At 33.1% G+C, this 16412-nt stretch carries 15 protein-coding genes; 1 reads left to right on the forward strand and 14 read right to left on the reverse strand.

What is annotated here, in order from left to right; all coding sequences use genetic code 11:
* Positions 1–264: 264 nt before the first annotated feature.
* From CD147_RS02965 to CD147_RS02985, 5 genes are all read right to left on the reverse strand, one after another.
* A complete protein-coding gene (locus CD147_RS02965) occupies positions 265–2154 on the reverse strand; it encodes an FtsX-like permease family protein (RefSeq protein WP_103165957.1) in 1890 nt (629 codons plus the stop codon).
* Positions 2144–2905: an ABC transporter ATP-binding protein gene (locus tag CD147_RS02970; RefSeq protein ID WP_103165958.1), complete on the reverse strand. Its 762-nt coding sequence runs from the start codon at positions 2903–2905 to the stop codon at positions 2144–2146. The genes CD147_RS02965 and CD147_RS02970 overlap by 11 nt, the downstream gene beginning before the upstream one ends.
* A gap of 124 nt (positions 2906–3029) precedes the next feature.
* Complete coding sequence (locus CD147_RS02975) at positions 3030–4070, reverse strand: sensor histidine kinase (RefSeq protein WP_103165959.1); 1041 nt, start codon at positions 4068–4070, stop codon at positions 3030–3032.
* Positions 4063–4737: a response regulator transcription factor GraR/ApsR gene (graR, locus tag CD147_RS02980; protein WP_103165960.1), complete on the reverse strand. Its 675-nt coding sequence runs from the start codon at positions 4735–4737 to the stop codon at positions 4063–4065. Before graR ends, CD147_RS02975 begins: the two co-directional genes overlap by 8 nt.
* Positions 4738–4751: 14 nt before the next feature.
* Positions 4752–5675, reverse strand: a complete 924-nt coding sequence (locus tag CD147_RS02985; protein WP_103165984.1) for an NAD(P)H-binding protein — start codon at positions 5673–5675, stop codon at positions 4752–4754.
* Positions 5676–5787: 112 nt separating this feature from the next.
* Here CD147_RS02985 and CD147_RS02990 point away from each other — a divergent pair, with 112 nt between their 5' ends.
* Entirely contained in the window at positions 5788–6294 is a 507-nt protein-coding gene (locus CD147_RS02990) for a GNAT family N-acetyltransferase (protein ID WP_103165961.1), read from the forward strand.
* Between the two features lie 256 nt (positions 6295–6550).
* Here CD147_RS02990 and CD147_RS02995 read toward each other — a convergent pair whose 3' ends face one another.
* The 9 genes from CD147_RS02995 to CD147_RS03040 all read right to left on the reverse strand — a co-directional run bounded on the left by CD147_RS02995 (position 6551) and on the right by CD147_RS03040 (position 16111).
* Positions 6551–7597, reverse strand: a complete 1047-nt coding sequence (locus CD147_RS02995; protein ID WP_103165962.1) for an alpha/beta hydrolase — start codon at positions 7595–7597, stop codon at positions 6551–6553.
* Positions 7598–7734: 137 nt separating this feature from the next.
* Positions 7735–8802: a YkvI family membrane protein gene (locus CD147_RS03000; RefSeq protein WP_103165963.1), complete on the reverse strand. Its 1068-nt coding sequence runs from the start codon at positions 8800–8802 to the stop codon at positions 7735–7737.
* A gap of 349 nt (positions 8803–9151) precedes the next feature.
* Positions 9152–9649: a hypothetical protein gene (locus tag CD147_RS03005; protein ID WP_103165964.1), complete on the reverse strand. Its 498-nt coding sequence runs from the start codon at positions 9647–9649 to the stop codon at positions 9152–9154.
* A 99-nt stretch (positions 9650–9748) separates the two neighbouring features.
* On the reverse strand, positions 9749–10129 hold the full coding sequence (dhaM, locus tag CD147_RS03010) for a dihydroxyacetone kinase phosphoryl donor subunit DhaM (protein ID WP_103165965.1): 381 nt from the start codon (positions 10127–10129) through the stop codon (positions 9749–9751).
* Positions 10130–10416: 287 nt separating this feature from the next.
* Positions 10417–11433 (reverse strand): FecCD family ABC transporter permease, encoded by a 1017-nt coding sequence (locus CD147_RS03015; protein ID WP_103165966.1) that lies wholly within the window; start codon positions 11431–11433, stop codon positions 10417–10419.
* Positions 11430–12434, reverse strand: a complete 1005-nt coding sequence (locus CD147_RS03020) for a FecCD family ABC transporter permease (protein ID WP_103165967.1) — start codon at positions 12432–12434, stop codon at positions 11430–11432. The genes CD147_RS03015 and CD147_RS03020 overlap by 4 nt, the downstream gene beginning before the upstream one ends.
* A 32-nt stretch (positions 12435–12466) precedes the next feature.
* On the reverse strand, positions 12467–13264 hold the full coding sequence (locus tag CD147_RS03025) for an ABC transporter ATP-binding protein (protein ID WP_103165968.1): 798 nt from the start codon (positions 13262–13264) through the stop codon (positions 12467–12469).
* A 213-nt stretch (positions 13265–13477) separates the two neighbouring features.
* Positions 13478–14311 (reverse strand): YitT family protein, encoded by an 834-nt coding sequence (locus CD147_RS03030; RefSeq protein WP_103165969.1) that lies wholly within the window; start codon positions 14309–14311, stop codon positions 13478–13480.
* 567 nt (positions 14312–14878) lie between these two features.
* A complete protein-coding gene (locus CD147_RS03040; RefSeq protein WP_103165970.1) occupies positions 14879–16111 on the reverse strand; it encodes a NupC/NupG family nucleoside CNT transporter in 1233 nt (410 codons plus the stop codon).
* Positions 16112–16412 lie beyond the last annotated feature (301 nt).

A 16412-nucleotide genomic window follows, 5' to 3' on the forward strand; every position in this document is an offset into this window, starting at 1 on the left:
CCATTATAGCGATTGTTATCAATCACATTGTTAATTTTTTATTCTTGTAAGACAACTTAAATCAAGAATACATTTACAATAAGAACTTTTCAAAAGCCTATTTTCTGACTATTTGTAAATTTTATGTAAATATAATGTTTTACTGTTTTTCACGTCATACTCCATCATTGAATTTGTCCCTATTTGAAAATATCACAAAATTTACATAACCACAATTGCATTTACAAATTCTTTACAAATACGAAACATTCCTTCAACTTTTGCTTAAATTGAGTGGTTAATTGTCCGTCTAGAATGGTTATAGGCAATAATTGCAAAAATGCTATAAATGACCGTATATATAGCCATAACTACAAAAATGGGCGTTTGATTTGCGAACCCAATGAGCTTCATAAAAACTAGTGAAGCAAAATAGGCATGTAATAGTGCAATAATTAAAGGCAATCCAAAATTAAATGCTACTTTAAGTTTTAATCCTCTCGCCATATCTTTTTGCGTAAATCCTAATTTACGCAAAATCGAATAACTCTCTAGTTCATCTTCTGTTTCGTCTATTTGTTTGATATAGATAATACATCCTGTTGCAATTAAGAACGCTATTCCTAAGAAAGAGGTAACAAATAATAGAATTCCTGTTAAACTTGAGGCTTCGCTCACTACTTCGCTTCGTGTTTGTACATCTCCACTAATTCCGCTAACTATTTTTTCCAATTTTGGAATATCCTTGTTATGTTTCAAGTCAAAGCCATATTGAGGTACAATATATTTATTTTTAGCATGTGCTTTCAAATAATTATATTCTTTATCGCTAAGAACTAGCGTTGACCCTCCCAAATCTATACTCTCTTTAAAGTAAATTTTATTTATCACTTTATGTAGTTTTACATTTACATGTGATTTCTTAGTTCCTATGGCTATAGTGCCATTCTCTCTGTGCTTTGCTAAATCATGAATTAAACCTTCTGGAATAATTAAATTCGCTTGCCCCTCTTCCAAAGAAATATTAGGAAAATATTTCTCACTAGTAACTGTAACCGCATAAGGCTGTGCTTGACTCACATCGAATAAATGGTCTTTATATACTTTCGAATAAACTACCTCTTTAAAATCATACTGATAAGCAATGTGATGTCTTCCAAGTTCAAAACCTAATTCATTAGCAATATTTTCATCTTTCAACGTCACTTCGTGAGGGGATTCCAATAATACTTCATTACTTAAAGAGCCTCGACTAAGCGCTGCGAAACAGAGAACAGATACAGTAATCGCCGAAATAATCGCCATTACGGTAAGAGAAAATGCATTTTTTCGAATACGAAACATGAGCGATGATGTAAAAATAACATCATTTACAGTCACATTTCCACCTTTAGAGTATTTGATGATTTTTAGTATGAGAGAAACAGTACTTCTAAAGAAGAAGTATGCGCCGATAACAGTTAAAAATAAAATTATAAATGGCAGTAAAATATGATCTAACAATTCCATAAACCGTGTTGATAAATAATAACCTGCTAATATAAATAAAATGCCAAGGATACCTAAAACAACTTCACCTAATGTAATATTAACTTTACTTTCTTCTTTAGTATCTTGAAAACTCATCAAACTTTTTATTGAATTTTTATTTAGATAAATCCACGCCTGCACAATAATTAAAATGTAAGAAATAATCAAAATAAATAATGTTTGTGCGATGGCTTGAAAACTAAAGATAATGGACACTGAAGTATGAATACCTAACAATTTCAATACAATCATTAAAAGAATTTTAGATCCTAATATACCAATGACCATGCCTAATATAGCTGTTATCAAGAAAATGAATAACTGCTCTAACATTAACATGTAAATAATACTCTTTTTATTTAAACCAACTGTTTGTAATAACCCAAACTCATAACTACGCCGTTTAATAAATAACATATTGGTATACATAATAAAAACGATAATAATTATGAATAAAAAGTAACTACCGACCTGGGTACCTTGTTTAATAACCGACATTGATTGATGTAAATGTAAATGATGTACATATTTAATCGTTATAAAGCTATAAAATAAGACGATGCTTAAAAGCAATAAGAAGATGTAAATCGCGTAATGCGTAATATTTTGTTGGAAATTTTTCCAAATAATATGACTAAAACTCATACATCATGCCACCTAAAATACTTTGCGCACGCAATATTTCTTTATGAAACACTTGTTTATCATCTTCACCTTGATATAATTCTGTGAAGATTTGCCCATCTTTTAACATAACAACACGATCTGAAAAACTAGCTGCAAGAGGATCATGTGTCACCATTACAATTGTCGCATTGTATAATTGATTAATTGTTTGAAAACGATGGAGTAAATCTCGTGTATTTTTAGAATCTAATGCCCCAGTGGGTTCATCTGCAAAGATAATCTTTGGATGCGTTATAAATGCACGAGCAGCTGACGTACGTTGACGTTGCCCTCCAGAAATTTCAGAGGGATACTTATCACTAATATCAAAAATATTAAGTGTTTCTGTAATTCGTTGATAGCGTTCATTCATTTCTTTTTTATTCAACCTTTGTACGGATAAGGGTAATACAATGTTTTCTTTCACTGTTAATGTATGAAGTAAATTGTATTCTTGAAAGATAAAGCCGATATCTTTTTTTCTAATTTCAGATAGAGTTTTGTTAGATAATTTTTCTAATTGTTGATTATCTAGGACGACTGACCCATGGGTTAAATAATCGATAGAACTCAATACATTTAGTAATGTTGTTTTGCCTGACCCTGAAGGTCCCATAATAGAGATAAACTCCCCCGCTTCAACGGATAAATCTATTCCTTTTAAAACTTCTTGTTTCATATTTCTAGCACCATATGTTTTGGTTACTTGTTTCGCCTGTAAAATGGTCACGTAATTACTTCACCTCGTTATTGATAAATATTTTCCTCAAATTTGATATCTCACCGTTTAATTCACTTTAATTATATAGGTTGTATTCTATTGAAAAATGAAGATTAAATAACAAATTGCAGGTTTAAAATGACAGTGTTGTCACTTCAGACATACGCTTCAATATTTCATTCTGTTTAGGAAACGTCAAAATAAATGTAGTGCCTTGACCAACCGTGGAGTCTACTTTTATTTTAATACCAAGTTGCCTTTTTACACTATCAACTAAATACAAGCCAATCCCCGATGACGTTGTTTCATTACGGTTGACTGTTGATGTAAACCCACGTTCAAATATACGAGGTAAATCTTTATGACTAATGCCTCTTCCCCTATCAGTTATTTCTAGAGCGACATGTCCGTCTTGTTCAAAAGAACGAATTCGAATATCCTGACCTTGTGAATACTTTAACGAATTAGATAAGATTTGACGAATCATCATGCGACACCATTTCACATCGGTATAGACAGTAGGATTAATATCAAAGTTCAGGTCATACCCTATACCTTTCGTTTGACTAATATGTCGCGTTAGTTGAATTTCCTCGATGACAAGGCGTCTTAGTGATACTTCTTCGAAATACATATCTCGATTTTTAGACTCCAATCGCGTGAGATACAATTGCTTGTCTAATAATTCATTGATACGTGCCCATTCATATAGCAACGCCTTTTTTCGTTTAGCATCTTCTTCCTGATCAATCAGCAATTTCATTGCGGTAACCGGCGTCTTAATATCATGCACAAATTCGGTTAATGATTGTTCAGACGTTTGAATATGTAATTGTTGCTCAACGACAAGTTCTTTTTGATTTGTTAGCTTGCGATATAGATAATTTACGATTTGCTGTTGAAAAGGATCTTCAGCTAATTCCTTATGTTTAATTTCTTCAATCTCTTTATTGTTGTATAAATGTTGATATAACTTCACTTCTTTTAGAAAAGCAAAAATTAAAAATAGACATGTTAAACCAAGGTTTAACATGACGATATAGCTCACACTTTCAATTGAAATATCATAATCGATATAAGCCATACCTAATAAGGTAAGATGTAAAAATACTATCCAAAATATCCAATTACTGCGTGTCTTTAGAAATAGCCAAAACCACTTTACATTACTCATGGGCCATATAACCTTTACCTACTTTAGTTTCAATCTGCGTATCCATATCAATTTCAGATAGCTTTTTACGCAGACGATTGACGTTAACAGTTAATGTATTATCACTTACAAACGCCTCATCATCCCACAATACGGTAATCAGCGTATCACGTGTAACAATTTGATTTTGCTTTTTAATCAACATTTCTAAAATAATCATTTCCGTTTTAGACAAGTAGATAATTGTATCGCCTTTTTGGATACTGTCTTTTGATAAATCCACAAGAGTATCTTGCCAATTAAGTGTCCGCTTTTCTTCTGCGCCAAATTCGTAAACACGGCGATAAATCGCTTGTAATTTGGCTATTAGGACATTAGTGTAGAACGGTTTTTGCATATAATCATCTGCACCTAGTTCCATACTCATTACCTGGTCCATTGGATTGTCTCGAGAAGATAGAAATAGGATAGGTACATTAGAAAATTGTCTTATTTTACGACACCAATAAAATCCATCATATTTTGGTAATTGTATATCCATAATCACAATTTCAGGCTTAGCTTCTTCATATTTATCCATTACAGCACTAAAATCATCGACGCCTGTAACATAGAAGTCCCAATGTTCTAATTCTTTTTTTAACTCTTGAAATAATGTTTGATCGTCTTCAACTAATAATATTTGCATGAGTGTATCACCTGCTATTTTGTATATTTCATTTTCTCACCTGATTGTACACGTCCATTAAAGTATTTAATACGACAATCAATTTCAAAACCTCTCATTATTAATCCTTGTAATGGAGCTTGGACGAAATAATAAATAGACCAAAACAGTCTCGGAATATAATCATATAAATGCACAACAACCAGACGTGTTCCTTTAATATGTCGAAATTCTAATTTACCTTGTTTCTTCAAATTCGGTTTTATCATCGATCCGCCAACTAAGTGAAATGTTATAAAGTCCTCAGCATTACTCACTTTTTTTAAAACTAATAATGGCTTAGATTTCTTACGCGAATATACAATATAATTATTATTTTCTTTATACGTATGCATGCATGTACCACGTGTATCATTAATCCAAGTCATAAAGTAGTCGACTAAGTATGATAATGTCCATTTACTAGGTAATACCATTTTTAACGCCGTACGTACATCATCGTACTTTGAAACTTGTAATTCAACATTAATATGGGGACGCTTGATATAGGTTTGTGGCGTTTCAACTGTCACCCCGTAACTTTCTAACCGTTGAATCGTTTCGTTATCAAAACGGCTTCCTTTTATATAAACAATCTTATCCAACCCTTGTTTCATTGCTGCTCTGGCAAAGTTATCTGCAGCAATAAGGTTCAAATCACGCGCTGTAGCTTGCGTTAATTTTGCCGAATGTTTATTTGGATCTAAATAGAAATAGGCGATATCCATGCCTTCCATAGCCGCTACCACATCTTCATAGTTATAGATATCACGTTTGAGCCAGATAATTCGACTATCATCTTTCTTCTTAGAATGAGGATATTTTGATAATGCATAAACATTCGCATCTTTTTCAAGCGCATTACTTATATATTTACCAATATAACCACTGCCACCTGCTAATAAGACATTTGGTTTCATGTTAGAAATTGCCCCTTTATCTTTTGAAAATTTATAATTATATGTATCGTTAAGATTTATTGCTATAATATTACGTAAGGCAATATAGCTTAACATATTGGGAGGAAGCCACATGGCTCATAATATTCGTGAAATCAGTATAAAAGACGTCGAAAATTTTATTAAACTTTTAAGCAAGATTTATGATGAATCTGACTATACTTTGTATAATCCTGGTGAATATACACCAAGCATTTCAAGCGTTAGTGACCATCTAGAACGCATTATTACGTCGCCAAGAAGTACAATTTACGTTGCAGAACAAGATGACCAACTAGTGGCTTATGCTTTTGTTACTACTGAAGACTATGAACGTACGCGTCATCAAGCTTTTATCACTATTGGCGTAAAACAACTCTATCAGAAACACGGTATTGGCCTAGCATTAATCAATGCCGTTGAAGCATGGTCTATTAATCATAATATTAGACGTATTGAAGCTTCGGTTGTTCCTGAAAATGTTCGCGCCGTTGAACTCTTTAAGGGCGCTAATTTTAATATCGAAGGTGAATTAAAAGACAAATTATTTATTGATGGCACTTATTACAGCCAATATATTATGGCTAAATTGCTCATTTAAACTATTCGTTCCATATTTATTATACTCTAGTGACTATAATATTAAACTATCTTAACAAGATGTTTAAATAATTATCATCTAAGAAAGTGAAATTGATATCCTCACCTTAAAAAATAGAAGAGTATAAAACATAATAACCAAAATAAACGGCGTAGAAGTGATTCAGTACAATGATGATTCACCTCTACGCCTTTTAAATCGATATTTCGTATTGTTAGATTTACGTTTCTTAAGTAGAAAGAAACAGAAATCCAATTTAATATGGAGATAATGAAAAGTTTTTATCCGGTTCTGTAGCACCATCAAATGGTGAACGTTGGTTTTGTTCCACACCAGATGACGAAGTATTTCGACTTAGAAAAGATAGTACTCTTTTCATATTTTCTTTGGATTCCGGTTTATCTAAATGAAATTGATATTGATGATGTAAATGATGCGAGCCATCATAGAATAATGTATTAACAGGAACATGCTCTTCTTTTAATTTACGATAAAACTCAATATTTTGACTATAAAACGGATCCGCATCACCTACTGATAAATACGTTGATGGATAGTCTTTTGTTACCTGATTAATCGTTGACATTTGAGAAATATCTTTAAAATCCGTTTCCCAATGTGTAGCTCCAGTATAACTATGCATAAACATTTTAATTCTTGGGAATTCGGTAGCTCTTACAGTCTTCATATCATAAAATCCCCCAAAGAAGATGGCTCCTTTAAGTTGTGAAGGCATAAATTGTTGTTCAAAATTCATTTCTTGGCGTAACGCTTCATTCGATTGCATTGCTACATATTGACTCGTAAGTTGTGCACCTGCAGAGTCCCCACCTATAACTACTTGATTTAAATCAATTGGAAAACGCTCTTTATTATCCTTAATAAATTGGACTGCATCATTTAATTGAATGAGTGGAGTAGGATATTTATAATGTGGCGCTAACGCATAATTAACATTAACTACTACATAGCCTTGCTCGGCAATTTGCGCAAGTAATGGGTTTTTATATTGTTTATCCCCTGCAACATACCCTCCACCATGCATCCAAAAGATAACTGGTAATCGGGTCTTACTATTAAAGTCAGAAGGCATAATAATATCTAACTGACTGTTCGGTATGTGTTTATTATAGGTAATATTTTGAAATAACTTAACGTTAGGATTATTAATTTGTACCTTTTCATGTTGTTGTATGTTTTTTTTATTTTGTTGATAATGACTGTATAAGTTCCATGCGATTAAAGCTCCGACCATAATTATGAATATAAATGTGATTATCGTCCACTTCCGTTGATTATTCATTTCTTGCAGTCCTTTCAACTCTTTGTATAATAGATTGTTTCTCTTGTTAAAAAGAAAAGCAATCCGTGACGTTATCACGAATTGCTTTTAACATTAAAACATTCAATTTAAATTGTAAAGTTTAGTTATTTTTAAACTTAAGCGATGTGGTCTTTGTTATCATTTTTACGAACGTAGTACTTAATAAGTACTGCTACAACGATAAATAAGCCAACTACACCCATAATATTATATAAGAAGTTGATTAAGTCTGCGAAACCAACGAAACTTAGGATAAATGCGGCAATCATCATAATGACGATGAAAACATGATATTTTTTACTGTATGTTTCTGTAAAACGTGCAGCAAATGAATAGCATAGTCCTAAAATTGTGTTATACATTACCGCAAGCATAATGATTGTTAAAACAAGACCAATCCAAGGACTGATAGTATTTGCAAGTGTTAATGTTGGGATTTCAGCGTTCTTAATTTTCGGATATTCTGATTGTAGTGCAAAGTTGATTAATGCAAGTAAGATAGTGTAAACTACGCCACCAAACATTGCACCTGCGCCAGAAATTTTTCGTTTAGATGCGTCACCACCAATGGCAACTATCGTACTAAATCCTACAGCAAAGGCTAGTCCACCGTACATTAATCCTCTAATGGCACCCCAGAATATACTAGTTTTTTCCACTGTACTATTCACTTCACTTATACGAACACTACCTGCAAATAGATAGTAAACCGCAATAAGTACGACCATAAGAATTAAAAACGGAGTAATTAAACCTAATGCGCGCACTATTTTATTAAAATCTAACAATAGTGTTAAGTAAATAACTACTGTCATAATAAGTGCACCCAACCATGTTGGAATTCCAAAACTTTCTTGGAACGTTGAACCTGATCCGGCAATCATAGTTACTGCTATACCGAATAGGAAGAATATAAGTATATAATCGAAAATTTTACTAAACTTCTCTCCAAATAAATATTGTAACGTTGACTCATGATTCGTAGCTTCAAAGGCAGTACCAATTTTAGCTACTTGTCGGCCAATAAAGCCAAGGATTAACCCTGAGATTAATACACCTATATATGACCATAGACCATAAGGTGTAAAGAATTGCATTACTTCTTGGCCAGTTGAGAACCCGGCACCAACTACGATGCCGACATAGGCGAAACCAATTTTTACAGCTTCTCTATTTAAACCCATGCGAAAAAATAACCTCCTTAAATTTGACACATTGAGAATTATAACGTACTAAAAATATTATGCAATAGTGTATAAAAGTATCAACTCAACCGTTATCGCCTGAAAGTACTGAGCTAAATACTATTAGAAAAGATTGAAAAAAATGAAAAACTATTAAATTTGTTAACAAATTCATAAATGAGTAACTAGTAGTGGACATACATTATAATTTGTTGAAGGTTTATAATTAAATGTGGTCATTTTACATTAAATGTCCAACTAATAAAAAAACGATATGAAAACGTAAATACTGTCTTCATACCGGTATATATAGCTTAGTATTGAGTTATATGGCGATAATCACTCATTATTATGAGCCACCATATTGTTGTAGTTCATTAATATCAACCACTACATTATCCATACGTTTCGCCGTTTCTTTTAGTGCATTTCTAGCGACATGGTTACTTGGGTCTAATTTTAAGATTTGTTTTGCTACTTTAAATGCTTCAGAATCTGAAATAACGGGCTCAGGTATAGCATGTAATAATAACATTTGTAACAAGCTTTTGATTTCTTTCCCATTGGTTAATTGAATGGAAGATTGGGCGTGGTAATATGCAGAATCTATTGCCCCCTCCACTTCACTCAATGGATATACTAATAAAAGAAATGCTAAGTCATGTAACTCTGCCGTTTCTTCGAATTTAATCATATATAAGATACATGTATAAAACATCATACTTTCATGTTCATGTGCACATGAAATGTAGGCTTCTTCGAAATCCATAAAATCAGCCTGAGACATTATTTGTCTCACTTGTTCAAATTCGCCACTCAACACATATTGTTCAATGCTTTCTTGCATGATAAGGCTCACCTACTCTCCACCTATTTTGCAATATTACTATTCTATCATAATTAAAGTTGATTTTCATATTATAATAATTAAGTTGAATTAAGCTATTCATTTAAACGCCGTCGTTTTAAATGAAGTATTTTCTACTTCTTGTATTACTTCATCTGTAGAACCGCCCATTGATAGTTTAACAGCAGCTGTAAAACTACCTTCTACGATAGGAGCATTTATCTTCTTAATATTATAAGGCCCTTTATATCTTTCAATAGCTAAGTTAATATTCATTTCCGAAGATCCTAAATCGTAAAAGCATAAAGCATCCTCTTCGACGTTATTAATGAGTCGTTGCACTTCGCTAAATGAGGTGCTAATCTCACCATCGACACCACCATATGCTAATATATTAACACTACTTGCCATTTTATTCAGTAATGCTTTAGTCCCATTGGCGATATCTTCACTATGACTAATAATGATAATTGAGGTCACTTATATTCATCTCCAATTCACGCATCAATTTTTTATATCATATTATTGACCTAGCGTTATATCGTAATTTAAAACACACGATTCAATTGTATTTCTTCTCCTTGTCATTCCATTATAAATTAAGTGCTATAGATGTGCTAACTTTTAAATGAATTAGTGTTTAAGCCTATTATTTTTACTGTTGAAAATAAAAAAAATACACTTCAAAAAGTTGAGTTATTAGCCATTTTCACTAAAAATGATTAATAATAACCCAACCTGTTGAAATGTACATTAATTCATAAATACTACACGCTTTTAGATTTATACATTAAATATATAAAATATGGTGCACCGATAATCGCCACAACAATCCCAGCAGGAATACCAGTGGGCTCAAGAATAATTTTACCAAGTGTATCTGCAAATACTAATAAGAATGCGCCTACTAGTATAGAAATTGGTAAAAAGAGTTGGTGTCGTGGTCCAACGATAGACTTAGCGATATGAGGGCCCATCAAACCTATAAATGTAATCGAGCCTGCTACGGCTACCGCTACTGAAGATAACACTACCGCGATGAAGAAGAGAACGATACGTTCACGCTCAATTTTCACACCTAAACCTTTCGCAATATGCTCGTGTGTATTAACTAAATTCAATACATTCGATTTATACATTAAGAAAGGGAAAAGAATAATTATCCATGGCAAAGTAGCCATCACAAAGGTCCATTCATCGCCCCAAATATTACCAGCAAACCACGTTGCGATAAACTCAGATTGGTCTTCATCAAATTTAGACATTAAGGTGATCGAACCACCATATAAAGCTGTTTGCATACCTACGCCAATCAACACCATGCTCGCGGGCGTAATACCATCTCTTTTATTCATGCTAAATAAAAAGATAATAATTGCTGTTGCCACGCCGCCAATTACACTAATTATTGGTAGAAGATAAATAAAATTATCAGGATCGATTTGACCAACTGATAAGAATAAGGCAATCGCAAAGCCACCACCAGCATTTATTCCTAAGATACCTGGTTCGGCAATTGGATTTTTAGTCACACTTTGAATAATAGCACCACTTAAACTTAACGCTGCACCAGCTAAGATGGTGATTAACATTCGCGGAAAACGGAATTCCATTAAAATTAATTGGTCATAGTATTCACCTTGGCCAATCAATGTTTTGAAGAAATGACCTACTGGAATTTTATATTCACCAGATGCTACACTCCATGTGCATGCTAAAAATAGAAGTATCGTAAAAATAATGAATGTAATAATTTGTTTGCGTCTTAATTTAGGATGTATCATATTGTGCGACCTCCTCTTTTAACTAAGTATAAGAAGTAAGGTACACCAATAAATGAAATCACTGCACCGACTGGAGCTTCACCTAGCATTCGCGCTATTGTGTCAGCAACTATCATTAATAAACCACCGGATAAAGCCGTCAATGGTAGTACTTTAGCATAATCCGTACCAACTAAAAATCGTACAATATGAGGTACCATTAGACCTACGAAAACAATCTGCCCAACCATAGATACGGCCACACCTGCAAGAATCATCGTTAATACTAAGCTCACGCCTCTTATAAGTGTGATATTTTGACCTAATCCTTTAGCTAATGTTTCTCCCAAATTTAGAATCGTTAATTGTTTGCTCATGGTTAAAATAATAATAACTGCAATAATAATGACTGGTCCGCTCCACAGCAATTGTTGCCAAGTTGTCCCTGAAACGCCACCTGCACTCCAATAAGTAAGTGATTGATTCAATTTGAACGTTAGTGCTATACCTTGGCTAAGCGCTGTTAATAGCGCACTTACTGCCGCTCCCGCTAATATGATTCTCATTGGATTAAACCCATCGCGTCTTGAACGACCAATCATTAAGACAATAAAGCCGCCTAACATTGCACCTATAAAACCGGCGAACATTAACATTAAAAATGGTGCTTCAGGGTAAAATGCGAACGTCCATGCCAATGCAAAGGACGCCCCCGAATTTAGTCCGATTAAACTCGGATCCGCAAGACCATTTTTTGTAACGCCTTGAATAACGGCGCCCGCTACTGATAAAGCCATTCCTACTAAAACTGCTCCCAAATCTCGAGGAATTCGAATTTCAGTAATGATATTGTGTTGTTGATTCTTGGGGTTATAGTGAAAAATAGCGTCACTTATTGTAGATAAGCTAATTTTAGCGTCACCAATTAAAATAGAAACTAAAAGGGCACCAAATAATAACACTAAGACTAAAATAATAAAGCCTATAAATCCAAAATTAACCTTCTTGTCCTTCCCTGTCATATTAAAATCCCTTTTCTTTATTTGTTTTTAAATTATGAATAATTTTTTTGGCATAGATCATATGTTACTAAAAGTGGTTTCCCTGAGCGTGGATCTGTACTAAGTACCACGTCAATATTAAATACTTTTTCTAAAATATCTTTAGTCAATACTTCCTCTGTCGCCCCGCATGCTACAATTTCGCCTTTTTTCATTGCAATGAGATGATCTGAAAAACGGATAGCTTGATTGATATCATGTAACACCATGATAATCGTACAACCTTGTTCTTCATTTAATCGTTGTACTAACTCTAAGATTTCTAGTTGATGTGAAATATCTAGATAAGTTGTAGGCTCATCTAAGAAAATAATATCTGTTTTTTGCGCTAATGCCATCGCAATCCATACACGTTGGCGTTGCCCACCACTTAAATCGTTAATTGAACGATGTCTAAATTCTAATGTGCCGGTTACACTTAATGCCCAGTCAATTTCTTTTTTATCTTCTGCAGATAAACGGCCAAATCCTTTTTGATGTGGAAATCGTCCATACGACACAAGTTCGCCCACCGTAAGACCGTCCGCTACCTCAGGTGTCTGAGGTAAAATCGCAACCTTTTTAGCAATTTCTTTTGTAGATTGTGTGTGAATATTTTCGCCGTCTAATTGAATTTCGCCCTTTTTAATCGGCAACAGACGCGATAATGCTTTTAATAAAGTGGATTTACCACAACCGTTAGGGCCAATAATTGAAGTTACTTTCCCATCTGGTATTTCAACATCCAAGTTATTAATAATTGTGTGGTCCCCATAGCCAATTTCAACTTGTTGTGCTCTTAAACGATTCATGCTCTCCCTACTTTCATGAAAAAATAAATCTATTAATAAAATCTAAAGTTAATTGATAATAATTATCATAGTCAACAGAAATATTATAACATCTTTGTAAACCACTGACTATTTCTAAAATGCTAAAAAAAGAGGCTAGGATTTATATATTGAATATCACAATAACCTAATATTTCAATATACTTAATATCCTAACCTCTTTAAATTAACGTATTATTCATCTATTAAGAAACCATTGCCATAAACATCACGCACATCGTGAACGACAAGAAAGGCTTGATGATCTATGTTACGTATGATTCGTTTAGCACGTGAGACTTGAGTTTTTGCTACTACCACATAAAGAACATCTTTTTCCTCGCGACTATAATAACCATGACCATCTAAAATCGTTAGACCACGGCCTACTTGCTCATCGATTGCTTTTGCTACTTCATCAGGTTTACTAGAAATAATAGTCATTGCTTTCTTCGTATTTAAACCTTCAATAACATATTCCATTACTTTAGTCCCAATGTATAAAGAAATCACTGTAACTAAAGCTTTTTGTAATGGTAAAACAGTTAGTGAAATAAGCACTACAATCAAGTCGAAGAACAATAGCGCATATGCTGTACTTACCTCTAAATATTTGTTAGCTATACGTGCCAAGATAGTTGTACCTGCAGTTGTACCTCCAGCTAATACAATCACACCGATACCTAGCCCAACACATGCGCCACCAAACACAGCATTAATAATGACATTATCTGTAGTAACATGCCAGGATTCTGTTAAGCTTAAAAATATCGAAATCAGTACCGTTGCAATAATAGTTAAAACTGTACTTCGCTTACTTAGAAATTTATAACCAACAACAATTAAAATAGCATTCGCTACGAAGTTCGTAATGGCTGGCGAGATGTGAAAAGCGTAGTATAATACAATGGCTATCCCGGTTACTCCACCTTCACCAAGATTACCTGAAATGATGAATGAATTTACTCCTGCTGAAAATATGAAAGAGCCTAGTATGACCAGTATTAAATCTTTAACAGTTTTATTCACGTATACCAACCCCTTTTATAGAATGTATTAATAAAAATGTAGCATATTCCTTTATTAAGCTACAATATTTATTTTGAAAACATATAAATTAATAACAATCGAATAATATTATATAGTAATAAATCATTCGTGATAATTGAATAATGCACTCAACAACGTTAGATCTAGATACTTATGTAGCAGTCTCTCATAAATATTTTTTAAATTTTCTGAATTTTTTATTTACTTCTTACTCTTATACTGCTATAATGTGTATAACTTCTTAATAAGAGAAGTTATCTCCTTTGTGTTGTTTATAGTAACAAAACAAATTTTGCTCGAAGTACTGTGACAGTACCTAGTCCTTACCGTTACAAGTACATTAATATTCATTTCCCATAAAAACCAAGTATATAAAGTGTCTCCTCACTTTTATGCTTGGTTTTTATTATGTATATTGTGATGCTTAAAATTAAAAGATTAACATACTAAAAAAAGACTTGAAGAGGTCTTCATTTAGAAAACACATTCTCTTCAAGTCTATAATTTTAGAATTAATACTCTAAGTTTCTAAGCTTAAAACGATTCTTACCAAGCAAACAAACCTACAAATGCTGCAGTAAGTAATGATACTAAAATACCTGAAAGAAGCATCATCGGTACATATTTAGCTACGAAATCTGATGCTTTTTTATCAACGATACCTTTTAATGTACCTACAATCATACCAATTGTTGAGAAGTTCGCAAATGACACTAAGAATGTTGAAATAACTGCTTGTCGGTGAGGACTATATGTATCAACGACTTTAGTAATTTCACCCATAACTACAAATTCGTTTGTCACGATTTTTTTAGCCATTTGTTGCGCTACAATCCACGCTTCATCCCAAGGCAAGCCTAAAAGTAAAGCAAATGGATACATGAAAACACCTAAAATTTGGTTTAATCCAAAGCTACCTTTCACACCTATACCGCTACCAATAAGTCCTGTAATTAAATTAATGAAACGGTCTATTAAATCTGCTAATGCGACGAAACTAATCACAAACGCAATAATGATAAGTACTAATTTACCAGCATTTAATACTGAATCCCCTAAGAAAGAGAAGAATGGTTGACGTTCTACAGTTTCATTATTGTTAATGCTATAAATCACATCTTCTTGTTCTTCTACACTCACTGGATTTAAAATAGAAGATACAATAATCGCGTTAATAATATTTAGAGGAATTGCGGTTAAAACAAGTTCCCCAGGAATCATTTGTACATATGCACCAACAATAGCTCCTGAAATCGAGCTCATTGACATCATTGCAACAGTTAACACACGCATTTCATTCATGCGCTTCAACTGTGCATTTGAAACTGCTAATGCTTCAGTATTACCTAAAAACATCATTTCAATTCCGAAAAATGACTCAAACTTAGGTTGCCGTGTAATCTTAGCTAGCACCCAACCAATACCACCAATAATCTTAGGAAGAATATTGAAATACATTAAAACGTCGAATAGCGGTACAACAAGTAAAATTGGGAATAAAGCGCTAATTGCCATATCCATTTGTTTACCACTTGTAAAGCTACTAAATGCAAATCCTGTTCCCGTATGCGCCGATTGAATTACCCATGCAATTGCAGCAGCCAAGCCCTCTACAATATTTCTTCCAATTTGGAAATAAACGAAGAACCATGCCAAAAATGCGTTTAAAATAACAAGAATTAAAATAGATTTCCATTGGATATTTTTGCGATCTCTAGAAAATAAGACTGCAATTCCTAAAAATACAAGTAACCCAATGATATTAATCAACAAAAACATAAGGCACCCACCTAAATATAATATTTTTAAACTCACTATGTAATAGCGTATCTATTTAACAGAACCGTACTTTGTCTCTTAGAATAACGTTAACATTCCGTAAATAACTTAATTACCATTATACCATGCGGAAATGTTCGATAAAATAAAGTTTTTAGAGATTTCTGTAAAAATTAACCGGCGATAAGTTGTAAAAAGTTTGCTATCTTGCTCCATTCGACAAAGAACACAGTGAGTTGGGTATATAGACGTATATAAAAGCAGGCGTAAAGATAATTTTTCTAATAAAATCATCTTTACG

It is taken from the genome of Staphylococcus devriesei, assembly GCF_002902625.1.
GTDB lineage: Bacteria > Bacillota > Bacilli > Staphylococcales > Staphylococcaceae > Staphylococcus > Staphylococcus devriesei.